The 21,687-nt window shown below is 41.5% G+C and carries 24 protein-coding genes; 12 read left to right on the top strand and 12 right to left on the bottom strand.

Annotated features, from left to right (window positions below; all coding sequences use genetic code 11):
* The first annotated feature begins 66 nt into the window (after window positions 1–66).
* On the top strand, window positions 67–504 hold the full coding sequence (locus V1500_RS04850) for a disulfide oxidoreductase (RefSeq protein WP_409304459.1): 438 nt from the start codon (window positions 67–69) through the stop codon (window positions 502–504).
* Complete coding sequence (locus V1500_RS04845; RefSeq protein ID WP_409304458.1) at window positions 501–971, top strand: thioredoxin family protein; 471 nt, start codon at window positions 501–503, stop codon at window positions 969–971. Before V1500_RS04850 ends, V1500_RS04845 begins: the two co-directional genes overlap by 4 nt.
* Window positions 972–1,060: 89 nt before the next feature.
* Here the strand turns inward: V1500_RS04845 and V1500_RS04840 are convergent, their stop codons facing one another.
* The gene (locus V1500_RS04840) at window positions 1,061–1,477 is read right to left on the bottom strand and encodes a DUF5365 family protein (protein WP_409304457.1); all 417 of its coding nucleotides are present in this window, start codon (window positions 1,475–1,477) and stop codon (window positions 1,061–1,063) included.
* Between the two features lie 219 nt (window positions 1,478–1,696).
* Here V1500_RS04840 and V1500_RS04835 point away from each other — a divergent pair, with 219 nt between their 5' ends.
* Entirely contained in the window at window positions 1,697–2,614 is a 918-nt protein-coding gene (locus tag V1500_RS04835) for an RluA family pseudouridine synthase (protein ID WP_409305914.1), read from the top strand.
* Window positions 2,615–2,678: 64 nt separating this feature from the next.
* Here V1500_RS04835 and V1500_RS04830 read toward each other — a convergent pair whose 3' ends face one another.
* The 4 genes from V1500_RS04830 to V1500_RS04815 form a co-directional block, all read right to left on the bottom strand.
* Complete coding sequence (locus tag V1500_RS04830; RefSeq protein WP_409304456.1) at window positions 2,679–2,933, bottom strand: GlsB/YeaQ/YmgE family stress response membrane protein; 255 nt, start codon at window positions 2,931–2,933, stop codon at window positions 2,679–2,681.
* A 537-nt stretch (window positions 2,934–3,470) separates the two neighbouring features.
* Window positions 3,471–4,301: an aldo/keto reductase gene (locus V1500_RS04825; RefSeq protein WP_409304455.1), complete on the bottom strand. Its 831-nt coding sequence runs from the start codon at window positions 4,299–4,301 to the stop codon at window positions 3,471–3,473.
* 281 nt (window positions 4,302–4,582) lie between these two features.
* The gene (locus V1500_RS04820) at window positions 4,583–5,305 is read right to left on the bottom strand and encodes a TPM domain-containing protein (protein WP_409304454.1); all 723 of its coding nucleotides are present in this window, start codon (window positions 5,303–5,305) and stop codon (window positions 4,583–4,585) included.
* Entirely contained in the window at window positions 5,305–5,871 is a 567-nt protein-coding gene (locus V1500_RS04815; RefSeq protein ID WP_409304453.1) for a LemA family protein, read from the bottom strand. The genes V1500_RS04820 and V1500_RS04815 overlap by 1 nt, the downstream gene beginning before the upstream one ends.
* A gap of 350 nt (window positions 5,872–6,221) precedes the next feature.
* On the opposite strand from V1500_RS04815, the gene V1500_RS04810 reads away from it, so the two are divergent.
* From V1500_RS04810 to ald, 5 genes are all read left to right on the top strand, one after another.
* A complete protein-coding gene (locus tag V1500_RS04810) occupies window positions 6,222–6,842 on the top strand; it encodes a DUF47 domain-containing protein (protein WP_409304452.1) in 621 nt (206 codons plus the stop codon).
* Window positions 6,843–6,857: 15 nt separating this feature from the next.
* Window positions 6,858–7,868, top strand: coding sequence for an anion permease (locus tag V1500_RS04805; protein WP_409304451.1), 1,011 nt, complete (start codon window positions 6,858–6,860; stop codon window positions 7,866–7,868).
* Window positions 7,869–7,988: 120 nt separating this feature from the next.
* The gene (locus tag V1500_RS04800) at window positions 7,989–9,245 is read left to right on the top strand and encodes a PucR family transcriptional regulator (protein ID WP_409304450.1); all 1,257 of its coding nucleotides are present in this window, start codon (window positions 7,989–7,991) and stop codon (window positions 9,243–9,245) included.
* Between the two features lie 17 nt (window positions 9,246–9,262).
* Entirely contained in the window at window positions 9,263–10,102 is an 840-nt protein-coding gene (locus V1500_RS04795) for an EcsC family protein (protein ID WP_409304449.1), read from the top strand.
* 141 nt (window positions 10,103–10,243) lie between these two features.
* Window positions 10,244–11,377, top strand: a complete 1,134-nt coding sequence (gene ald / locus V1500_RS04790) for an alanine dehydrogenase (RefSeq protein ID WP_409304448.1) — start codon at window positions 10,244–10,246, stop codon at window positions 11,375–11,377.
* Between the two features lie 109 nt (window positions 11,378–11,486).
* Here ald and V1500_RS04785 read toward each other — a convergent pair whose 3' ends face one another.
* Window positions 11,487–11,984 carry a GNAT family N-acetyltransferase gene (locus V1500_RS04785; RefSeq protein ID WP_409304447.1) on the bottom strand — a complete coding sequence of 166 codons (498 nt, stop codon included), beginning with the start codon at window positions 11,982–11,984 and terminating at the stop codon, window positions 11,487–11,489.
* A gap of 646 nt (window positions 11,985–12,630) precedes the next feature.
* Between V1500_RS04785 and V1500_RS04780 the strand changes: the two genes are divergently transcribed.
* On the top strand, window positions 12,631–13,776 hold the full coding sequence (locus V1500_RS04780; protein ID WP_409304446.1) for an ABC transporter ATP-binding protein: 1,146 nt from the start codon (window positions 12,631–12,633) through the stop codon (window positions 13,774–13,776).
* Window positions 13,769–15,325 carry a glycine betaine ABC transporter substrate-binding protein gene (locus V1500_RS04775; protein ID WP_409304445.1) on the top strand — a complete coding sequence of 519 codons (1,557 nt, stop codon included), beginning with the start codon at window positions 13,769–13,771 and terminating at the stop codon, window positions 15,323–15,325. The genes V1500_RS04780 and V1500_RS04775 overlap by 8 nt, the downstream gene beginning before the upstream one ends.
* 50 nt (window positions 15,326–15,375) lie before the next feature.
* On the opposite strand, the gene V1500_RS04770 is transcribed toward V1500_RS04775, so the two are convergent.
* Window positions 15,376–15,900 (bottom strand): DUF2179 domain-containing protein, encoded by a 525-nt coding sequence (locus V1500_RS04770; RefSeq protein ID WP_409304444.1) that lies wholly within the window; start codon window positions 15,898–15,900, stop codon window positions 15,376–15,378.
* A gap of 313 nt (window positions 15,901–16,213) precedes the next feature.
* On the opposite strand from V1500_RS04770, the gene V1500_RS04765 reads away from it, so the two are divergent.
* The gene (locus tag V1500_RS04765; protein WP_409304443.1) at window positions 16,214–16,342 is read left to right on the top strand and encodes a hypothetical protein; all 129 of its coding nucleotides are present in this window, start codon (window positions 16,214–16,216) and stop codon (window positions 16,340–16,342) included.
* 175 nt (window positions 16,343–16,517) lie between these two features.
* On the opposite strand, the gene proC is transcribed toward V1500_RS04765, so the two are convergent.
* Window positions 16,518–17,324: a pyrroline-5-carboxylate reductase gene (gene proC, locus V1500_RS04760; RefSeq protein ID WP_409304442.1), complete on the bottom strand. Its 807-nt coding sequence runs from the start codon at window positions 17,322–17,324 to the stop codon at window positions 16,518–16,520.
* Window positions 17,325–17,459: 135 nt separating this feature from the next.
* On the opposite strand from proC, the gene V1500_RS04755 reads away from it, so the two are divergent.
* Window positions 17,460–18,095, top strand: coding sequence for a DNA-3-methyladenine glycosylase (locus tag V1500_RS04755; protein ID WP_409304441.1), 636 nt, complete (start codon window positions 17,460–17,462; stop codon window positions 18,093–18,095).
* Between the two features lie 7 nt (window positions 18,096–18,102).
* Here V1500_RS04755 and V1500_RS04750 read toward each other — a convergent pair whose 3' ends face one another.
* The 4 genes from V1500_RS04750 to V1500_RS04735 all read right to left on the bottom strand — a co-directional run bounded on the left by V1500_RS04750 (window position 18,103) and on the right by V1500_RS04735 (window position 21,536).
* Window positions 18,103–18,768 carry an SOS response-associated peptidase gene (locus V1500_RS04750; RefSeq protein ID WP_409304440.1) on the bottom strand — a complete coding sequence of 222 codons (666 nt, stop codon included), beginning with the start codon at window positions 18,766–18,768 and terminating at the stop codon, window positions 18,103–18,105.
* Between the two features lie 205 nt (window positions 18,769–18,973).
* Window positions 18,974–19,735 (bottom strand): ATP-binding cassette domain-containing protein, encoded by a 762-nt coding sequence (locus tag V1500_RS04745; protein ID WP_409304439.1) that lies wholly within the window; start codon window positions 19,733–19,735, stop codon window positions 18,974–18,976.
* 21 nt (window positions 19,736–19,756) lie between these two features.
* A complete protein-coding gene (locus V1500_RS04740; protein WP_409305913.1) occupies window positions 19,757–20,497 on the bottom strand; it encodes an ABC transporter permease subunit in 741 nt (246 codons plus the stop codon).
* Between the two features lie 40 nt (window positions 20,498–20,537).
* Window positions 20,538–21,536 (bottom strand): sulfonate ABC transporter substrate-binding protein, encoded by a 999-nt coding sequence (locus tag V1500_RS04735; protein WP_409304438.1) that lies wholly within the window; start codon window positions 21,534–21,536, stop codon window positions 20,538–20,540.
* Between the last annotated feature and the right edge of the window lie 151 nt (window positions 21,537–21,687).

The raw sequence follows: 21,687 nt of genomic DNA, 5'->3' as shown, positions 1-21,687 counted from the left end.
CATTAAGTTGAATTCATTCACTTTTTATGAGATAGGGTTTTGAATTGATGATCGGGTGGAGTGCATATGGACAAACCTAAGGACTACCGTGAAAATCCCTTGTTTATTGCTTGGGCAGCGGCGATTGTGGCTATGTTTGGGAGCTTATACTTTTCGGAAGTCAGACAATATGAACCATGCGGACTTTGCTGGTATCAAAGGATATTAATGTATCCCTTGACTATAGTGCTAGGAATTGCACTGATTAAAAAGCATTACTGGATCAGCTTGTACTCTATGGTATTATCCAGTATTGGCGCACTTATATCTCTGTATCATTATATGCTTCAAAAGATTCCTTTCTTTACCGAGAATGCCCCATCGTGTGGCAGAGTACCTTGTACAGGTCAATATATTAACTGGTTAGGATTTATTACCATCCCTTTTCTTGCGTTCACTGCCTTCATCATCATTTTTGTATGCAGTTATATCATTTGGAAAAAAGACCGGGAGGCCGCATCATGAAGAAAATGATAATATTTCTGTGTGTTATCGCAGTATTATTCATAGCGATTGCTTTAATCACTAGTTACCAACAAGAAGAAAAAGTCCAAGGCAATCCTTACGGCAAGAAGAATCTTGATCAATCGACCATAGACCAACTGGATGATCCCAATTACCAGAATCTGATTCTTCCAGCCGAGCTTGCTAATAAATTACGCGATAAAAAAGATGCCACCGTATACTTTTATAGCCCGACATGTCCGCATTGCCAAAAAGCAACACCAATTGTGGCACCTCTTGCAGAGAAAATGGGAATCGACCTGGAGCAATATAATCTGCTCGAGTTCGAACAGGGATGGGATGACTACAAAATCGAATCCACTCCTACCATTGTTTTTTATAAGAATGGGAAAGAAGTGGATCGATTGGTCGGTCAGATGGAAGAAAAAGAATATAAAGAGTGGTTTGAAAAGAATGGAATAAATTAAGTAAACAAAAAGAGGCTGAACCCTAGCGGGCAGCCTCTTTTCTTTCCATTCACTCAGTCTATGTATGTTGGGCATGTGAACGCCGGTCACTACACAAGATACTGATTAGCCGGTTCCATATACATTAAAAATGAATTTTCAGTTTTTTGGTCTTTTAATAATATGAAGTTTTCCAAATTCAACGGAAAAAATACTCCATAATCATTAAGAATGCGCACATTATTTTTAAATAGAATTTCCAGCTTCTTTTCTAAGCGATTCCGGTTGGTTTCTCTTTTTTCCAGAATGGACCTGATTATCTGTAAGCATGTCATCACTTGAAATGCATCTCTCAAAGTGCCAAAATAAGTTAGACTATTAGCTGGAATCTGTAAAACCCCGAGTTGTTCAAACTGTGTAATTTCTTCTTCCGTAAAATATTTCGGGAAGATCGAAAGATAAAATGAAGAGACGAGGCTACTGATTTCCTGCTCCTGCTCACATGTTGAAGAAAAGACAATCTTCACGTATAACCCACCCTTTTAAGACTTTTATACCTGACTGTATATTTTTATTTCTTGACCTTTTTTTAGAATACCATAAGACCTATAAAAAAAGGGTGGTAATTATACCCACCGGGAAAATTTCATAGGAAAATGGTTGTTGTAATCTTCCTAATGATGTAAGACAATCCGTGACTTTTTATCGAATTTCTTGTTAATTAACCGAAAGTAGGGATTTATTTGATTGATTCTGTCAGAAAAGGGAACGAACTAGCCATCACCATTCCGCAAAAATGGGATAAATGTACTGTGGATGACATATTCAAGGAAAAATGGAAAACACCTAAAAAAATGCTTCATGAACTGAGGATGAGCAAAAACGTGAAGGTGGATGGACAAGAAATTCCGTGGAACCTGCCGCTATTAACCGGCCAGTCTCTTAGTTTTCCGGCTTTTGAAAGCAAACTGCCTGCTTCCATTATCCCTGCTGATTTAGAGATAGATATCATTTATGAAGATGATTTCCTATTAATAGCCAATAAACCATCCGGACTGGAAACTCACCCTTCTACCGCTGGTCACACAAACACCCTTTTAAACGCTGTAGCCTATTACCTCACTCAATCGGGACAACAGGGCTATATCAAGCATATCCACCGCCTGGATAAAGATACGACCGGAGCTGTGTTATTTGCAAAAGCTAAATTGGTTGGTTCTATGCTTGACAAAATGCTGGAAGAAAGGGAAATAAAACGGACCTACGCCGCTTTAGTCGAGGGAATTATCGCCCAGCCACAGGGAACAATTAATGAAAAAATAGGACGCGACCGCCACCACGCCACAAGAAGAAGAGTATCTCCCGGGGGCCAATCAGCAATTACTCACTACAAGGCGGTCCACACTTTTCCAAAGGAAAATATGACTCTGATCACCTGCCAATTGGAAAGCGGAAGGACACATCAAATAAGGGTGCACCTTAGTCATATCGGTCATCCGCTGATGGGGGATATACTATATGGGGGCCCTTCGAAATTTAAAAGACAAGCTTTGCATGCGCTTAAAATAGAATTTATACACCCGATTACAGAAGAACCCATTGAAGTAGCAGCTCCATTCTTGGATAACCCGTCCATTTTTCCTTCACAGATATTGGAGGGCTAAGTGTTATAGTTTGCAGACATGAAAAAACCTTCCCATATTGGGAAGGTTATATTTTGAACATCCATTAGGATGCTTTTCGCATGCTTTTAAAGATAAGGCTTAGAACAAACACTAGAACGATTGCACCGATTAGAGCTGGAATAATTGCAAAGTTACCTACTACCGGACCCCAGTCTCCTAAAATTAGTGAGCCCAACCATGCTCCGATAAAGCCTGCTATAATGTTACCGATAATGCCAAATGGAACGTCACGCCCAACTATCATTCCAGCTAACCATCCTATAATACCTCCAACAATCAGTGACCATAAAAATTCCATTAGTAAACTCCTCCTTAATTAATTTTTGAGATGAAAAAGGTGGCATGTCCTACCTTCTTCCTTACGGCAAATCGCTTCTAAGTTCCAATTAACACCTGGTTGCAAAGAGAGATTTTCATTAGACAGCTTCCAGTTATATTATCAGTCTTGCAATCAAAATTCATACGACCCAATTATCGCTGTTTCTTATACATATAATTCCTAAAGGATTTACTGATACACTGGCTGCCCGGGCAATGATTTTGGAGTACTCTTTGGTATACCTCTTTTGCAGCAAAGAAATGTAAGCTAACCGAGTACTCTACCTCTTTGTGAAGGTGAATCGTTCTTAGTCGCTGCCTTTGCCGTTGTACTAATTACTTTCCCCTTCCTCACAAATCGAAACCTAAAAAAACGAATAAAAAATCGTATACTTCAAATGGAATAATTCATGGATAAAAGGGTATTATATTAAATTTATACTACAAGATTGTATTTTTATACAATATTATACAAATAAAGAAACAAGGGGGTTCCCTCGTTTCTTTATTAGACTTTCTAAAAATTAAAGTTATCAGGGTCTGCCCCATATCTCTCATTTAGATTAAGGGAATCAATTTGGTTCATTTCGTCCTTACTTAATTCAAAATCAAAAACCTCGGCATTTTGTTCGATTCGCGAAGGAGTCACAGATTTTGGAATAACAACGATCTCATGCTGCAAATGCCATCTTATTAGTACTTGAGCTGTTGTTTTTCCATGTTTGGAAGCAATATGCTTTAGTGTCGGTTCATCTATTAAGTGACCCTGTCCAAGCGGTCCCCAAGCCTCCACTTTAATGCCATGGTTGTTACAGAACTCCCTAAGTTCAAGCTGGGCGAGGCGCGGATGCAGTTCCACCTGATCTATGACAGGTTTGATTTCACTGTTTTCAAATAGGTCCTCTAAATGGTGAACATGGAAATTGCTTACACCTATAGAGCGTACTCGTCCATCCTTATATAATTTCTCCAAAGCTCTCCACGTATCGATATATTTCCCTTTTACCGGCCAATGGATCAGGTAAAGGTCAAGATACTCCAGCCCAAGCCGTTTTAAGCTATCTTCATATGCTTGGAGTGTTGATTCATATCCCTGGTCGCTGTTCCAAACCTTAGAAGTAATGAAAAGCTCTTCTCGCGGGATTCCGCTTTCTCGAATTGCTTGGCCGACTCCCTCTTCATTCTTATAGATGGCTGCAGTGTCGATTGAACGATAGCCAGCTTCCAAAGCTTTTTTTACAGATTCGACTGTTTCATTTCCATTTTGGACTTTGAAAACACCAAATCCCAGCTGAGGCATTTCTACCCCATTATGTAGTGTAACTGTAGTATTAATATCTTTAACCATTTTACAGCCTCCTTTGTCCTTTCAACCAGATTGTACCATTCCGCGTTGTAGAGCTTCTACTTTTTTGCTTCTTCTTGCACCATTTAAGATCACCAAGATACCTAATGTAATGTCATTGTATCTTCTTATAGAAAAAAATCGAGCAGCACGCGCAGTCTACATCCCATTGGTACACTTAGGGCTTACTGAATATCAATTCTAATTGAGATTGCATTCTATATAACAAAAAAGGACCAGAATATTTCATCTGGTCAAGAATGCTTATATACATTGTGGAATTCCTACCAGCCTCGGCCTGCACCTCCGCCTCCTGAGGAACCGCCTCCCCCTCCTCGAAAGCCTCCCCCTCCACCACGTCTTGACATGATAGAGAGAATGAAATAGGTGATCGTTCCGCCAAAAAATGTAAAATCAAGAACTAGCACGCCGGCTATTATTACAATCACGAGCCAGGATGGCATGTTTTTTTCCTCGGCAGCAGCTGGCTTTTTTCCCTCTTCGTGGTTTTGCCCGCTTACCTCATTGGCAAGCCGCTTGTAGGTACTGGTTATCGCAGAATCAGGCTGTCCGGATTGAAGGTAAGGTATCGCGTTCTCATCCAATATCCTTCCGACTTTTCCATCAGGAAGCACGCTCTCGAGGCCATATCCTACTTCTATTCTGATTTTCCTGTCGTCCATCGCTACCACGAGCAATGCTCCATTATTATTTTCTTTAGTGCCCAAGCCATATTGTCTATATGCTTGATTAGCGTATTCCTCTATAGTACTGTCACCAATTGTGTCAACCGTCAATACAACAATTTGATCGGTTCTCCTGTCTTCCACTGACCTGCCAAGTCTTCTTAGTTCATCCTCTTGTTGAGGCGATAATACATCGGCAAAGTCCTGGACGTAGATATCCCCTTGAGCTTCCGGAATTTCCCCATCGGCTGCACATGCTGTTGTATAGAATGATATCAAATAAAGAAAAACAAAAAGGCTTATGACCTTTTTATTTTTCATTATCCTTCTCCCCCGAAGTCTACGTTAGGAGCCTCTACCGCCCTTGGGTCAGCCTTGAAATATTCCTTTTCATCAAAACCGGTAATAGCGGCAACCATCGCACCAGGGAAACGTTTCACTTTTCTATTATAAGACGCTACCCGATCGTTATAATCTTTTCGCGCAACAGCCAGCCTGTTTTCGGTCCCTGAAAGCTCGTCCATCAGCTGGGTAAATTGCTTGTCTGCCTTAAGATTGGGATAATTTTCAGTAATTACAAGCAGCCGGCTCAATGCACTTGATAATTCCGCATTCGCAGTGGCCTCTTCTTCAGGTGTCCTTGCTCCTGCCAGCCGGGCACGCGCATCAGAGATAGATTGAATCACTTCTTTTTCATGTGCAGCATATCCCTTTACCGTATTCACTAAATTAGGAATAAGGTCAAGTCTTCGCTGCAGTTGATTTTCAATTTGTGCATAAGCCTGATCTACATTTTCCTCTTCATTTACAAAACCATTATAGCTTGGCACTAAAAACAGAAGCAGTGCCGCAATAATCGCAATGGCGATTAATAATCCCTTTTTCATCTTTTGGCTCCTTTCCAGTCAAATATTTTGGTTTGCTCTTCTTTGTTCCCGTCCAGATGAACATTCTAAACAGGGAGCCCGTTCCATTTTCATGGATTTTTTATCCGAATTTTATGTATGATAGTGTCTACAAGAAGTAATAATGGGTAAACAAGTTTGTAAACACAGTTAGGGAATTGTCTAAATTTTTGTTTAATGTAATGTTAAGAATTTGTAAATTTTCGTCGAAAAAGCTTCACATTAACAGCAAGAATTCGATACAATGATTTAGCTTAAACTATGCATATATTTCTTGGATGAAGTTGCATAATTCTAAACAATATCGCTTATTCAGATGGGGGTTTTTATTAATGGCTTTTAAATCAAAAAAGGACAAGTTTGCCAACCTTCTTATTAACATTTCACAGAACTTAAAAGAAGGCGCTGACCATTTTGCTGACTATAAATTAAAAAACGTCAGTGACCTTAAAGTATTTTCTGATAAAATGAAGGAATTCGAGCATAAAGGCGACTCTTTCGTTCACGAGGTAATCAAGGAATTGAATAACGCCTTCATTACTCCTATTGAACGCGAAGATATTCTTGCCCTTGCGATGAGTATGGACGACGTACTGGATGGGCTTGAGCATACTGCCGCCCTATTCGAAATGTATTCCATCATCAATGCAGATGAATATATGTTAAAGTTCGTAGATGCAATTAAGGAATGTGCTTTTGAAATTGAGAGGGCAGTTGATGATCTTTCATCTAAGAAGTTAAAAGACATCCGTGAACATGCAATCAAGATTAAAGACCTTGAATCCGTGTGCGACGGAATTCAGCGCCAATCCATTAAAAACCTCTTTACTGTTGAAAAGGATCCTATCCGCATCATTCAATACAAAGAGATATACGAAAATCTGGAAGAAATCGCAGATTATTGCCAGGCTGTTGCAAATACACTTGAAACTATCGTCATGAAAAATGCGTAAGGAGCCCTATGATATATGGATATTTTATTCGTTTTAACCGTACTTGTGGTCATAGGTGCCCTAGCTTTTGACTTCATTAACGGGTTCCATGATACAGCAAACTCCATTGCTACATCAGTATCTACAAAAGCATTAAAACCAAGACAGGCCATTATCCTGGCAGCAGTGATGAACTTCATAGGTGCCATCACATTTACTGGAGTGGCAAAGACAATTACAAAAGACATCGTTGACCCATTTAGTTTGGAAAACGGCACAATTGTTATACTTGCAGCATTGATCGCTGCGATTGCCTGGAACCTGATCACCTGGTATTACGGAATCCCAAGCAGTTCGTCACATGCTCTTATTGGATCCATTGCTGGGGCCGCAATTGCCGCAGCAGGCTTTGGCGCGTTAGAATGGAAAGGATTCCTAAAAATTCTACAGGCACTGATCATTTCTCCAATCTTGGCTTTTGCGGTCGGATTCATTGTCTATAGTATATTTAAAGTGATCTTTAAGAATAATAATCTTTCTAAAACAAATAGAAATTTCAGATACATCCAAATCGCTACTGCAGCCCTGCAGGCTTGGTCACATGGTACGAATGACGCTCAAAAAGCAATGGGTATCATAACGATGGCGCTTATTGCCAACAATATGGTAACCACTACCGACATTCCGTTTTGGGTACAGTTGTCCTGTGCCTTGGCTATGGGTCTTGGAACATCAGTTGGCGGCTGGAAAATCATTAAAACTGTCGGCGGCGGAATTATGAAAATCAGGCCTGTTAACGGAGTTGCAGCCGATTTGACAGGAGCAGCCATCATCTTTGGAGCTACTTTCATCCATTTGCCGGTAAGTACAACGCACGTAATCTCCTCCTCTATCCTGGGGGTTGGTTCTGCACACCGGGTTAAAGGCGTAAAATGGGGTACAGCCCAGCGAATGATTATTACATGGTTTATAACATTGCCAATCGCTGGAACGTTAGCAGCCCTGTCTTATTTCATCCTTAATCTGATATTCGGAAACGCTGTATAATAGCCAAGGATCCTTCCCCTAAGCAGGGAAGGATTCTTTTTTGGGACCTGCTCTTTTTTCAAGCTATTTACGTTAAATTATAATAAAATTTAAGTAAGTAATTGTTAAGGGGATCAGGATATGCTTGGAGATAAAATAAACAGAGACATTTTTAAAGGCATAAACGGGGATTTAATGGAATTTGCGGACCGTATCAGCTCTGTGCTTGGCTGTCCGGTAACAATAGAAGATGGCAGCCATGGCCTGCTTGCCTACAGTATGCATCAGGAAACCACTGACCAGGCCAGGATTTCCACCATTATTGGACGCCGCGTGCCGGAGAAAGTAATTAATAGCCTTTGGAAGGAAGGCATTATTCCAGCTCTGTTGACCAGCAATGATCCTATTATAGTAGAATCCATAAAAGATGTCGGTTTGGGAAAAAGAGCCGCGGTATCCATTCGTAAAAATAATGAAATACTGGGGTTTATCTGGGTGCTGGAAGCCAACAAACCTTTCACTCCTTTTGATCTTGATTTTTTGCAGTTTGCGGCGAAGGAAGGAAAAAACCAGCTACTGCAGCTGCAAAATCGTAAGAAAAGAAAGGAAGAAAGCTACCAGGAATTTTTTTGGCAGCTTCTTACCGGCCACTTTGGCAGCGCTTCTGATATCAGGAGAAAATTCACCCATTTTTCCCTCCAGGTTCCGTCTTTTTTTTCCGTGGCTGTTTTCGAATTTCCGGAAGATATCGATCGTGAAGTAGAGCGGCATATATCTTACATGCTTACAACTACTCAAAAAGTAAAAATATACTTTTATACCATTGACCAAAAAAAACTAATATTACTGGCGGGCTCGGACCTGCGTTCTGACTTTCCGCTCTTGTTAAAAGACTTCATTCGATATTTCATCATGGAAATGAAGACCAGATTTTCTGTGCAAGACATTCTCGGAATATCCGGAGACATATACCACGACCTTACCAATGGCATCAACAGCTACGAAGAAGCATTATATACACTTAAAATCAAACATGCCTTTTCGGATGAAACATCACAAATCACAAACTATAGTGATCTCGGTATATATAAATATTTTGATAATTTAATTAGCATTGGTTTTTGCAATAAAAAAAACCCTGCCCTGCAAGCTCTGCAAAACTATGATGATAAAAACCAAACGAACCTTATGCAAACCCTGGAAATATACCTTTTACAAGATTGCAATCCAAATATTGCGGCAAAACAGCTTCATATTCATGTAAATACCCTTACATACCGGCTTAAAAGGATCGCAGAAATCGGGACCATTAATCTAAAAGATCCTCTGCAGAAAATGTCCCTGCTCCTGGAAATTAAGCTTCAACAGTATGAAGCTCTGCAAAAATTGAATCCGTGACGAATAAGGGTGATAAAATGGTGATTCCTGAAACAAGAGAATATCTTCTTAACGAATTATCAGTAATAGACAACTGGGAAAAGGATCAAAAGGGCCTGTGGTTTTGGGATAAAATTGGCAGGCTTCCATTTAAGATGCTGGATAAAGTAACTCCATCCTTTATTCAGAAAAAAATAAGCCACCTTCTTGACGAAGTGGGAAGCTTTATACAATCAGGAGGCAAGTATCTCTCCAACGATAAGACGATTTTAAATAAGCTTCAAATACAATGCCCTGATATCATGGTTACGACAGTAGATAGCGCCGGAAAGGTCCCAATCGCCTGTATGGATACTGTTTGTGAAGATATACAAAAGACCAACAGCAAACTGGCTGCTTTTCAAGGAGCCACAACTGGAATCGGAGGATTATTTACTCTTGCCGCAGACATTCCAGTGCTATTGGGCCTTTCGTTAAAAACCCTGCAGGATATAGCAGTGTGCTATGGTTATGATCCCAATAACCGGGAAGAACGAATATTTATAATTAAAAGCCTTCAATTCGCTACTTCAGATATTGTTGGAAAAGAGGCCATCCTAAATGAACTTGCGTTATTTTTTAATAATAGCAGCAATAGGAAGGATGAAGTCATTTCTCAGCTTCAAGGCTGGCGTGAAGTGGTTGCTACCTACCGGGATCAGTTTGGCTGGAAAAAGCTGCTGCAGATGGTCCCGATTGCAGGGATGGTCTTTGGTGCATTTACTAACAGATCGATGATTCAGGATATCGCTGAGACTGGGCATATGCTCTATAAGAAGCGCAGAATCCTGGAAAAGCTTGGTGAACAAGCTCAACATCAAGAAAACGAATACAATTAAGCTGTACATGGATTCGGGGTATTTGTGAAAAATCACAAATGCTCCTTTTTTTCTTTAGCTTTTTGCACAAATATTTTGGATATTAAAAGACTTATACTTTGGATATAGACATGGTCAACTTTTTATTGGGGGTATATATTTATGCGGATCGGTGTACCAAAGGAAATAAAGAACAATGAAAATCGTGTGGCGATCACTCCGGCTGGTGTGACAGCATTCGTCAAGGCTGGTCATGAAGTGCTTGTAGAAAAGGAAGCAGGAGCAGGAAGTGGCTTCACTAATGATTCCTATATGGAAGCCGGAGCTGTCATTGTAGAAACTGCATCAGATGTCTGGCAGGAAGCAGATATGATTCTTAAAGTAAAGGAACCAATCCAAAGTGAGTACAAATACTTCCGCAAAGGCCTTATCCTGTTCACGTATTTACATCTTGCTGCGGACCCCGAACTTACTAAAGCTCTTAAGGACAGTGAGGTTATCGCAATAGCGTATGAAACTGTGTCAGTCAATCATACTCTTCCACTATTGACTCCTATGAGTGAGGTTGCAGGCCGGATGGCTGCACAGATCGGCGCTCAGTTCCTGGAGAAGCCAAAAGGCGGCAAAGGTATCCTGTTAAGCGGCGTTCCCGGTGTAAAACGCGGAAAAGTTACAATCATCGGAGGCGGTGTTGTCGGAACCAATGCAGCAAAGGTAGCTATTGGGCTAGGAGCCGATGTTACAATCATTGATTTAAGCCCGGATCGTCTGCGCCAGCTGGATGATATATTCGGAAATGGAATTACTACTCTCATCTCCAATCCTTATAATATCGCACAAGCTGTTGCCGAGTCTGACCTTGTGATCGGGGCTGTATTGATCCCTGGGGCAAAAGCTCCTAAACTCATAACGGCAGAAATGGTTAAATCCATGTCAGCAGGTTCCGTGATCGTCGATGTAGCCATTGATCAGGGTGGTATTTTCGAAACGGTGGATAAGATTACAACCCACGATAATCCAACTTACGTAAAACATGGAGTAGTCCATTATGCGGTTGCCAACATGCCGGGTGCAGTGCCGCAAACATCCACGATTGCCTTGACAAATGTGACAGTACCATACGCATTGCAGATAGCTAATAAAGGCCTGCACACTGCATTACGCGAGAGTGCAGCACTCGCAAAAGGCTTAAATGTGGCATTTGGTGACATTACATTTGAAGCTGTGGCACGGGACCTGGGTTATCAATATGTAACGGCAGAAGAAGTACTTAACAAACAAAACATTAGTGCATAAGGCGGTAATGTACATTCCCTTTTGCAAAGAGCGCCTGCACAACAAATAAACGTGGCTGCCGCGGTAACTGATTTATCTTCTGAAACCGGGGCAGCCACGTTTATTTGTTTTACCATTCTTTAATTTCCCAGAGAAAAAAGCCGTCTTTTTCCTTTATTTTAGTAAAGCCTGCTTTCTGCAGAACTCTGGCAGAAGCAAGATTTTCAATTAGGCAATCAGCAATGATTTTCTTCACCTGGGGCAGTGTTTTCAGCCACTCTACCAGCCCTGAAGCAGCTTCAGCAGCATACCCTTTACTTTGATAAGCCGGTACAATGCCGTAGCCTATTTCCACAATCCCCCGTTCATTGGGCCCACCCTTACAGCCAATCTCTCCCATTAGAGTTTTATCCTGTTTATCGACGAGCAGCCACCCCCATTTTTCCCTTGTTGGATCCATTTTGAGCAGCTGTACGATTTGTGGAATTATTTGCGCGTAATCCTCATTTGGCCATTGCTCAGATACAGCATAAGGGAAAACCCGTTGGAGCACTTCCCTGCCCTGGGCAGCCGCTGTTGCGTACTGCAGTGTAAAAGGAATAAATAAAAGTCTTTCTGTCTCTAACAAAACGAATCCTCCTCTTTTTCGATGCTCATACATTCATTCTCTTTTTTCCCTTGCCTGCTGTCAAATTGCCAGTTTTATCACTGACCAGATTATTTTTCCAAAAAAACATCTCTGTAATAATGTTTACCTGCAACTCCTGAAGGGTAACAAAGACATAACAAGCTAACTAACTTGCTTGTTTTATATCGGTATAGTGATCCCTTAAATAAAGGTCTGTTTCTGACGTTTATAGAACTGCCGCATGAATAGGTGGCTAAATCTATAATGCGGGGCCGTTTCCATAAACCAGAACAACCAATCGATCCTAATATTGTTTTAGTTGATATTATCAAACCAAATAAAAACTACGAATTGTCTTATCGGTGTAATTAAATACCTTCAATCACATCCCGGACGGCCTCCTTCTTTAAGTTTACAAAACACATCTCCTAGCGATGTTCCCGCAGACATCTCCCTTCAGCACTGAATAGTTTATCCTTTCGAATATGCCCCCGGTAATGGGCCGTACTGGAATAACTGGGTTGAAGATAATTCGTTAGCCTTTAAAGTTGGCAGGATAGCATTATAAACAACCATGAAACAGGGATTACTAAAAAAGAAACAGTCAACTATATAAATTTATGATTCAGAAAGTAGGCGAATTGTATTGATTACATTCGAGCATGTAGAAAAAAAATATCCTGATGGTTTCGTAGCCTTGAAGGATATTCATTTCCATATAAACGAAGGAGAATTGGTTGCTTTAATCGGCCCAAGTGGCTCCGGAAAAACTACAACAATGAGAATGATCAACAGGTTGATCGAACCAACCAGCGGCAGAATTTTAATAAATGGAGAGGATATTTCTAAAAAAGATCCTGTTCTCCTTAGACGGGATATTGGATATGTGATCCAGCAAATCGGGCTGCTTCCACACCTCACAATTGAAGAAAATATCACCCTCGTTCCGAAATTAAAAGGTTGGGATCCACAACGTTATGAAAGCAAGGTGGACGAACTCCTGAACTTGGTGGGCTTAAATCCGGAAGAGTATAAATCCCGATTCCCTGCGGAGCTCAGCGGCGGCCAGCAGCAGCGTGTCGGAGTGATTCGCGCACTGGCTGCGGAGCCACCAGTAATACTAATGGATGAACCCTTCAGTGCATTGGACCCTATAAGCAGGGAGCAGCTTCAGGATGAACTTGTCAACCTTCAGGAGGATATTAAAAAGACAATCGTGTTTGTAACGCATGATATGGACGAGGCCATCAAAATAGCTGATAGAATTGCTATCTTGAAGGATGGTGAAATCATCCAGTTTGATACACCTGAAAGAATTCTTCGTCATCCTAAGAATGAATTTGTACGAGGATTCATTGGTGAAGAAAGGCTGCAGGCTTTGGAAAATACAGACCCTACCGCAGCAGACCTTATGCTCAAGAAAGTAATTACTGCAAGACCTGCAAGAGGGCTTGCCCAGTCCTTGAAGACAATGAGAACATACAAGGTAGATACCCTTCTTGTCACCAATTCCAAGAATGAACTGCTTGGCGTTGCTACGATCGACAATGTAGAAAAATATTATGCCGACGAAGATAAAACCCTCCAGGATATCATGGATACAGACGTTTCAACAGTCCAAACCGATACCCCATACACTGATGTTGCGGAGGTATTTGCACGCGGGGCCGTTTTAATTCCCGTCCTTGAAAACGAAAAGCTAGTCGGTTTGATCACACGCTCTACCATGATGAGAGGACTGGCAGGAATGAAGATAGCGCCAGCTACAGAAGGAGACATCAAAAATGAATAATGATAACTTTTTCGAATTATTAATAGACACCTTCCGGACTCGATGGACCGAGATTCTGGAAGCTTTACAGCAGCATTTATTCCTATCCATTGTATCCATATTAATTGCAACATTGATTGCCGTTCCGCTCGGGATTTTCATTGCCCGCCGGAGAAGGCTGGCCGAACCAGTTATCGGCATTACTTCAGTATTTCAAACAATTCCGAGCCTTGCTCTCTTTGGTTTCCTGCTTCCGATTTTCGGTATCGGGAACATAACAGCCATCCTTGCCCTTATCATCTACGCACTGTTGCCAATCCTTAGGAATACATTCACAGGGATTACAGGCGTCGATCAATCCGCGGTAGAAGCTGGCCGCGGTATGGGGATGACGAAAAACCAAATTCTGCGCATGATTGAACTTCCCCTCGCATTGCCCATCATCATGGCAGGCTTGAGGACTGCGACCGTGCTGACAATTGGAGTAGCTACACTCGCAGCCTTCATTGGTGCAGGTGGTTTAGGTGATTTGATTTATCGCGGGTTATCAACTGCCCGGAATGAGATAGTTTTGGCAGGAGCGATACCTGCTGCCATTTTAGCAATCCTCATCGATTGGTTATTGAAACGGATAGAGATTGCGACTGATCCGAAATCCAGGAAGAAATTTTCCTGGAAAAAAGCTTCCTTTATTCTTGTTCCTGCAGCCGCCCTTGTATTATTCTTTGGCTTAAAGGGACAGAATTCAGAAGATACTATTGTTGTGGCTGGTAAAAAGTTTACTGAGCAATACATTTTGCCATATGTCCTATCTGAGTATGTGAAGGAAATGACAGATTATAATGTGACGGTTCAGGAAGGGCTTGGGGAGACTCCTATGATGACCCAGGCTGCCAGGAATGGTGATGTCGATATGTATGTCGAATATACCGGGACTGGATTAATGACAATATTAAAAGAAGAATACAATCCAGAGGAAACTCCTGATGAAATTTATAACAAGGTTAAAAAGGGCTATAGCGACAAATATCAACTGCAATGGATGAAGCCGCTTGGCTTTGAAAATACGTATGGCTTCGCTTTGAATCAACAGATGTACAAGAAATTAGGTACGAATACAATCTCAGATTTTGCACCTCATGCTTCTCAGATCAATTTCGGCGGCCCAGCAGACTTTTATGAACGGGAAGACGGATACCCAGGCTTCATTAAAAAGTACAACCTGCATTTTAAAGACAGCCGCAGCCTCGATCCCAACCTGATGTATTCAGCAGTCAAAGAAGGTGAAGTGGATGCAATACCGGCATTTACTACGGATGGAAGGATCGTTCGATTTAATCTGAAAGTATTAAAGGATGATAAAAAATTCTTCCCGCCATATTATGCAGTGCCAGTCATCCGTCAGGAAACACTGGATAAGTTCCCAAAGCTGAAAAATGTTGTAAATGAACTTTCCGGCAAAATCTCTGAAAAGGATATGGCTGAAATGAATGCAAAAGTAGACATTGATAAGCAAAATCCAAGGGATGTTGCAAGAGAATTTTTACAGAGCAAAGGACTAATCAAGTAAAAACAAGACCTATCAAAAAAACAGACTTTGAATTCCAAAGTCTGTTTTTATTATTTATGTTCTCTTTTTTTCATACGATCTAACAGGAAGCCGCCCTTAAATCTTCTCGGTTCATATGACATAATAAATGCCTTAGGCTCGAATTTCTCCACTGTTGCAATTAATTCGTCCTCACGATTTCTTTTCGTCAATATCTCCATTCGATAACGATTGCTGTCCCTGCCTTCTCCTATGTACAGGGTCACTCCAAATCCATCATTCCTTAAAGTGTCCAGCAAAGCCTTGTTTTTTTCCTGCGTATTAACAGTAACATTAATATACCCGATAGCCAGCTTTTGTTCGATTTTGGTTCCAAGAATAATTCCCAAACCAAAACCGACTGCGTAAACAATCATTGCCAGTAAGCTTTGGTCCCCACTGAATACGAGTGATAATCCGAAAACATAGATTAACATCTCAAATATCCCAAGAATGGATGCAAGAAGGGTAATATTCTTTACTAGAAAAATTGTTCGAAGTGTTAATAGGGGAACATACATAAGCTGTAGTAATAAAATGAGTAGGATTTCTTTCACTATGACACCCCTCTTTCAGTTTATTAGAATACTTTCATAACTATAAGCCAAAATGGAATTACATTCAATCGAATTCCATCAATTACTATAAAAAAGCCTAAGAAATAGAACATCTCTATTCCTCAGATTACAGCCAGTCGCAGTAAAAATCGAGCTTGTCTACTGTCCTTTTATTTGGCCTGTTAACTGAGTCTTGGATACTTGTTGCAGACACTTCGCTTTCCACTGAGGGGGGCCGCCTGAACCGCTGCTCCCGCAGGAGTGTTTGCGCCTGCAAAAGTCTCTCGTAAATTGGGACACATAAAAGATTGAGATGGCGATCGATGACTGGGAAAACAATAGTATCCATCAGGATCAATCAGAATTGGTGGCTGAACAGGAGGTCGGACAGAATCATTTGGTCCGTAAGATGGAAGCAGCCCTAGCATCTGTGTATCTATGAATCGTGGAAGATATCGGTAATGAACCCCATAAAGATACAAAGCCCTAAATCGGGGATCTTTTTGACAAAAATACAAAGGGAAATGACAAAAGGGTTCGGAATATTTCCATTCCGAACCCCTTTCTCGTCAATCTGAGCTATCTCTATACCTAATCTTGCCGAATAAATTTTTCATTTACGAAAGCGATTTGCTTTTTTTTGTACATTCCTTCATCGCTTCAAGAATCGTTCCCCTGAAATTATTTTTCTCAAGCGAGGCCACCGCCTCAATTGTAGCGCCCTCAGGGGTACAGACAGCATCCTTAAGGGCACCAGGATGATCATTTGTTTCAAGAACCATTTTTGCAGCCCCCAGTACAGCCTGTGCTGCCATCCTATATGCCTGCTGTCTCGAAATCCCATCCCTGACTGCTCCATCTGCCAACGCTTCAATGAACATATAAGCATATGCCGGGGACGATCCACTTACCGCAGGTACTGCGTCCATAAGCTCTTCCTGAATAATTTCAGTTTTCCCAAAGCTGTCGAAAAGCTGTACTCCTTCTTTTAAGTCCTCCTCAGATACCGAATGACTGCCTGATATCGCAGTCATCCCTTCTCTTACAAGAGAGGGGGTGTTTGGCATTGTACGAATGACCTTCATGTTCTTTCCGAATGCATTTTCCACATCGTGAGTAGAAACGCCAGCCGCAATGGTGATGATGACAACATCTTCCTTTACGTCGTCCTTGATTTCCGATATTACCTTCGGATATACCGCAGGCTTTACCGCGAGTATAATGTAGTCTGCATATTGGGCAACTTCCCGATTATCCACTGTCCCGATGACTCCAAATTTCTTCTGTATCTCTTGCAGGGTTGCCATTGACGAAGTACTGACCATAATTTGCCCGGTTGTGAAATTTTGTGAGTTAAGCATTCCGGCAATCATAGCCTGGCCCATCTTTCCACAACCAATAAATCCAATTTTCTTATTTGCCATTCTGTTCACATCCTGATCGTAGTCAATCAATATTATAGCCAACTAAGCAAAAAAAGAATAATAACAATTCCTGTTTTTCTTCAGGTTGAATGGGGAAATTATGAAAAGATAACATATGAGGAGGTGTGTTTATATATGAAGCAAGCAAAGCCCTTATTCCACATTAGTGAATCCTTGGAATCCCATCCTGATTTTAATCCGCTTCCAGAAGGGTTCTACAATAAGTCCACCCTGGTGCTTGCACAAGACTTGCTGGGCTGCTTGCTGGTAAAAGAAACAGCTGAGGGAAGGGCTTCAGGCTTTATAGTGGAAACGGAGGCTTACATTGGACCTGATGATCGAGCGGCTCACAGTTTCGGAAATCGCCGGACCAAAAGGACTGAAGCGATGTTTGCACACCCTGGAACCGTTTATACCTATTTGATGCATACCCACACTCTCGTAAATGTCGTAAGTGCCCCCAGGGAAAAACCTGAAGCAATCTTGATCAGAGCCATTGAACCTTACAGTGGTATTGAATTAATGAAAAAACGCAGGGGACTTGATGATCTGAAAAAATTGGCCAGCGGACCTGGAAAGCTTACAAAGGCAATGGGGATTACAATGAACGATTATGGGAATTCCTTCACACAGCCGCCACTATATATTTCGAAAGGAATCAGTCCAGCACAAATATCATCAGGCCCGCGGATTGGAATCGGTAATTCTGGAGAAGCAAAAGACTACCCTTGGCGCTTTTGGATCTCAACTAGTCCCTTTATTTCAAAATGATGGGTCGTTATAGAGAATTAATAATTTCCTTGCCTTCATTTCGCGCATTATTAACTATCGTCGATATTGGATAAGACATCATTTCTGAAGATTCAAAAGGCACCAGCAGCTTCTGCAGTTGATTATGGTCCAACTCATGATTGTCAAGCCACGTCTCTTCATCTTCACGGTTCAAAATTACTGGCATCCTGTGGTGGATTCCTTCCATCAGCTCATTCGCTTCAGTAGTGATAATGGTACAAGTATAAATGGCTTTCCCTCCGCTGTTCCATTTACTATACAGTCCGGCGAAAGCAAAAGGCTCCTTATCCTTTAACTGAATATGGTATGGCTGCTTCCTTTCCCCATCCCTCTTCCACTCATAAAAACCATCAGCAATGATAATGCACCTATTACTTTTAATCAGCCCCTTAAAGGTTGGTTTCTCATCTACAGACTCCGCTCTGGCATTTATCATTTTGTATCCTATCTTAGGGTCATTTGCCCAGCCTGGTATCAAACCCCAGCGCATCAATGCAGCTTCCTTGCTGCCACCTTCAGATTTGATTGCCAATATATCCTGTCCGGGAGCAATATTATAACGGGGGATAAGTTCCAGCTGCTCCCTGTTAATACAATCGAACCGTTCAGCAATGGTCTGCAGTTCCGAAAACAGATTATACCTTCCGCACATGTATTCTTCTCCTCCAGTATGTTTTATGTCTAAATGAATTCTTTTTAAAGACATACCCCATTTTAACATTTCATACGCAAATTTGGATTCCAGTGGTCCAAGCCTTATTTTATTATATGTACAAGATGCACCGGTTCCTATTCAGGAAGAAAAGGGTCCTATCCAAATAAGCAAAACCAGCAGAAGTCACCTGCTGGTTCCCTTGCTATTGCAGTGCTCCCGTTAATTCCTCCGATTCAACCATTGCTTGGTTCCTGTATATAATGCGTCTTAAAATATCGTCAACATATTTGGAAAACGCCGGATGAGTACGCTGTCTAGGTCTTGGGAGCTGGATGGGTTTGTTTAGAACAATGATCCCATCTTCAATCAGGATCACTCTGTCTGCAATAGCCACGGCCTCCTCAACATCATGGGTAACCAAAATAGCCGTAAATTGCTTTTCATGCCAAATTGATTCTATCAATTCTTGCATCTCCAGACGAGTAAGGGCATCAAGTGCCCCGAGCGGTTCGTCGAGAAGAAGAATCTGTGGTTTGTGTACAAGAGCTCGCGCCAGTGCCACCCTCTGTTTTTGTCCCCCAGACAGCTTGCCTGGCCATTCTTCTGCTCGATCCTGCAGACCAACATTATACAACGCTCTTAATGCATCTTGCCTCCATTCACCTGTAAGACCTATTCCCACATTTTTAATAACTTTTTTCCATGGCAGGAGTCTGCCATCCTGAAACATAATTCGTGCCTGCCTATTTAATCCATCCAACGCCCTGCCATTGATCAAAAGTTTTCCATCATTACAAGGATCCAGTCCTGCCACTAGCCTCAGCAAGGTGCTTTTTCCACAGCCGCTTTTCCCAACTACCGCCACAAATTCGCCTTTTCTGATGTTTAGGTCAATGCCTTTTAGAACTAAGCGATTTCCAAAGGATTTATGCACGTCTTCCAAACAGACTACTGGCTCTTTCATTTATGTCCTTCCTCCATTTGTTTATGCATTCCACTGAAGCCACTTTCTTTCCAACAGTTTAGCAATGATGTCGGAAAGTTTTCCGAAAAAGGCATATATTAAAATACTAAGCACGATTACATCCATCTGCAAAAATTCGCGGGCAGTCATAGCCATATACCCTATTCCAGAATGTGCCGATATTGTTTCTGCAACAATCAGTGTCATCCACATAACACCTAGGGAAAAACGCACTCCCACAAGGATGGAGGATAATGCCCCTGGAAAAATAATAGTCCAAAACAAGGCCGATTTATTTAATCCGTAAGCTTTGCCTACCTCGATTAACCCCTTATCCACAGACTTAATTCCATGGTAAGTATTAATGTAAACTGGGAACAGTACTCCCAGAGCCACTAAAGAAATTTTGGACATCTCATCGATTCCAAACCATAATATGACTAGGGGAATCAGGGCTAGATGCGGAATATTCCTTAACATTTGTACTGAAGTATCGAAGAACAGTTCACAATATTTGGAGATCCCGTTTACAAGACCTAACAGAAACCCGATGGAGCCACCAATTACGAAACCGGTTATCGCTCTGACCAAGCTGACTTTCAAATGCTCCGCCAATTCTCCTGTGCTGGCAAGTTCCGCTGCAGCACTTATAACCTCAGAGGGTGCAGGGAGAATTCGCTGTGACAGAATACCGGCAGTAGAAAGTACTTGCCAGGTGACCAGCAAAATCAGCGGAACCGTCCAGGGAATGAATAGGTTCATTACACCATGGAAAGTTTGCTTCAATATCAACCTCTCCTCTTTAGTTCTTTTCCATTCGCTTAGAATCCACAGCATCTTTGACATTTATCTTCTTAGGAATAATCTTAAGCATATAATATGTGTCTGCTATAGCTTGCTGTTCTTCGATAATATCTACATTCATAGGTTCAATACCATATTCCCGGCGTTCGGCAGACATGAACAAGGATTTCGCATCAATTTTCAGAAGCGGTGCCAGCATGGCAGCTAACTCATTATGGTGTGCATTAGCCCATTGTGAAGATTTTCGAATTTCGTCCACAATGATATCCACTGCTTCATTATGATCACTTTCAAACTCACGGGTAGCCAAGAAAAAATCTCTATCTGTAGTTAGTCCCTTGCCGTTCACTAAAATTCTTGCTTTTGAGTGGATCTGCGCATCAGCTGTAAATGGATCCCATACTACCCAGGCATCGATGTTCCCTTTTTCAAAGGCTACACGCCCATCGCCTGGCTGCAGGAAGGATGGCTTGATATCTGTGTACGATATTCCAGATTTTTCAAGCGCTTTTACAAGCAGATAATGAGAACTCGAACCCTTAGCAAATCCGATTTTCTTTCCTTTCAAATCCGACAGCTCTTTAATTGGCGACTTTGCCGGCACTAATATGGCACTGCCTTCATACTTCATTTTTCCAGCGGCCACATATATGAACGGAGCATTCGCTGCCTGAGCAAATATTGGGGGTGAGTCACCCGTCCTTCCAAAATTAATACTTCCGGCATTCAATGCTTCTAATAGAGCGGTACCCGAAGTGAACTCCTTCCATTCTACTTTGTAGCCCTTCGGTCCAAGTGCTTTTTCAAGCGTTCCGAGTGACTTCAAAATTACTAAGGGGCCATTTTTTTGATACCCGATCTTAACTATTTTCTTCGTGTTTCTATTCTTTTCCTGGGTATTTTTTTCACCCATCCCGCATCCCGCCAGTAAAAAACCCGCTATTAAAAACAGGCTAGTCAACCATAACCAAACCGCGTATCCACTTTTTTGATTCATTACCAATTGCCCTTACCTTCCTTAATGTTTTTTCAAACCCTAATGTAGAGTATGTTGATAAACATTCTAGGTTCCTGTCTTTATATAATTTCCAGTACATATTTTTTGCTGACAGAGCAAAGATAAGAAAAGAACTTTTAGGAGGGATATA

The organism is Peribacillus sedimenti (assembly GCF_046237635.1).
In the GTDB taxonomy this organism is placed as follows: domain Bacteria; phylum Bacillota; class Bacilli; order Bacillales; family DSM-1321; genus Peribacillus; species Peribacillus sedimenti.
Note: the sequence above shows the minus strand (reverse complement) of the source record. Positions and strands in the feature narration are given on the sequence as shown.

Coding starts and splice junctions, on each gene's coding strand:
- V1500_RS04740 (WP_409305913.1), bottom strand. CDS start 20,497: ATGAACCTATTCATTCCCTGGACGGTTCCGCTGATTTTGCTGGTCACC.
- V1500_RS04830 (WP_409304456.1), bottom strand. CDS start 2,933: ATGGAATTTTTATGGTCACTGATTGTTGGAGGTATTATAGGATGGTTA.
- V1500_RS04745 (WP_409304439.1), bottom strand. CDS start 19,735: ATGAAAGAGCCAGTAGTCTGTTTGGAAGACGTGCATAAATCCTTTGGA.
- proC (WP_409304442.1), bottom strand. CDS start 17,324: ATGGCAAATAAGAAAATTGGATTTATTGGTTGTGGAAAGATGGGCCAG.
- ald (WP_409304448.1), top strand. CDS start 10,244: ATGCGGATCGGTGTACCAAAGGAAATAAAGAACAATGAAAATCGTGTG.
- V1500_RS04775 (WP_409304445.1), top strand. CDS start 13,769: ATGAATAATGATAACTTTTTCGAATTATTAATAGACACCTTCCGGACT.
- V1500_RS04810 (WP_409304452.1), top strand. CDS start 6,222: ATGGCTTTTAAATCAAAAAAGGACAAGTTTGCCAACCTTCTTATTAAC.
- V1500_RS04845 (WP_409304458.1), top strand. CDS start 501: ATGAAGAAAATGATAATATTTCTGTGTGTTATCGCAGTATTATTCATA.
- V1500_RS04795 (WP_409304449.1), top strand. CDS start 9,263: ATGGTGATTCCTGAAACAAGAGAATATCTTCTTAACGAATTATCAGTA.
- V1500_RS04825 (WP_409304455.1), bottom strand. CDS start 4,301: ATGGTTAAAGATATTAATACTACAGTTACACTACATAATGGGGTAGAA.
- V1500_RS04805 (WP_409304451.1), top strand. CDS start 6,858: ATGGATATTTTATTCGTTTTAACCGTACTTGTGGTCATAGGTGCCCTA.
- V1500_RS04735 (WP_409304438.1), bottom strand. CDS start 21,536: ATGAATCAAAAAAGTGGATACGCGGTTTGGTTATGGTTGACTAGCCTG.
- V1500_RS04755 (WP_409304441.1), top strand. CDS start 17,460: ATGAAGCAAGCAAAGCCCTTATTCCACATTAGTGAATCCTTGGAATCC.
- V1500_RS04800 (WP_409304450.1), top strand. CDS start 7,989: ATGCTTGGAGATAAAATAAACAGAGACATTTTTAAAGGCATAAACGGG.
- V1500_RS04820 (WP_409304454.1), bottom strand. CDS start 5,305: ATGAAAAATAAAAAGGTCATAAGCCTTTTTGTTTTTCTTTATTTGATA.
- V1500_RS04765 (WP_409304443.1), top strand. CDS start 16,214: ATGGCGATCGATGACTGGGAAAACAATAGTATCCATCAGGATCAATCA.
- V1500_RS04750 (WP_409304440.1), bottom strand. CDS start 18,768: ATGTGCGGAAGGTATAATCTGTTTTCGGAACTGCAGACCATTGCTGAA.
- V1500_RS04850 (WP_409304459.1), top strand. CDS start 67: ATGGACAAACCTAAGGACTACCGTGAAAATCCCTTGTTTATTGCTTGG.
- V1500_RS04815 (WP_409304453.1), bottom strand. CDS start 5,871: ATGAAAAAGGGATTATTAATCGCCATTGCGATTATTGCGGCACTGCTT.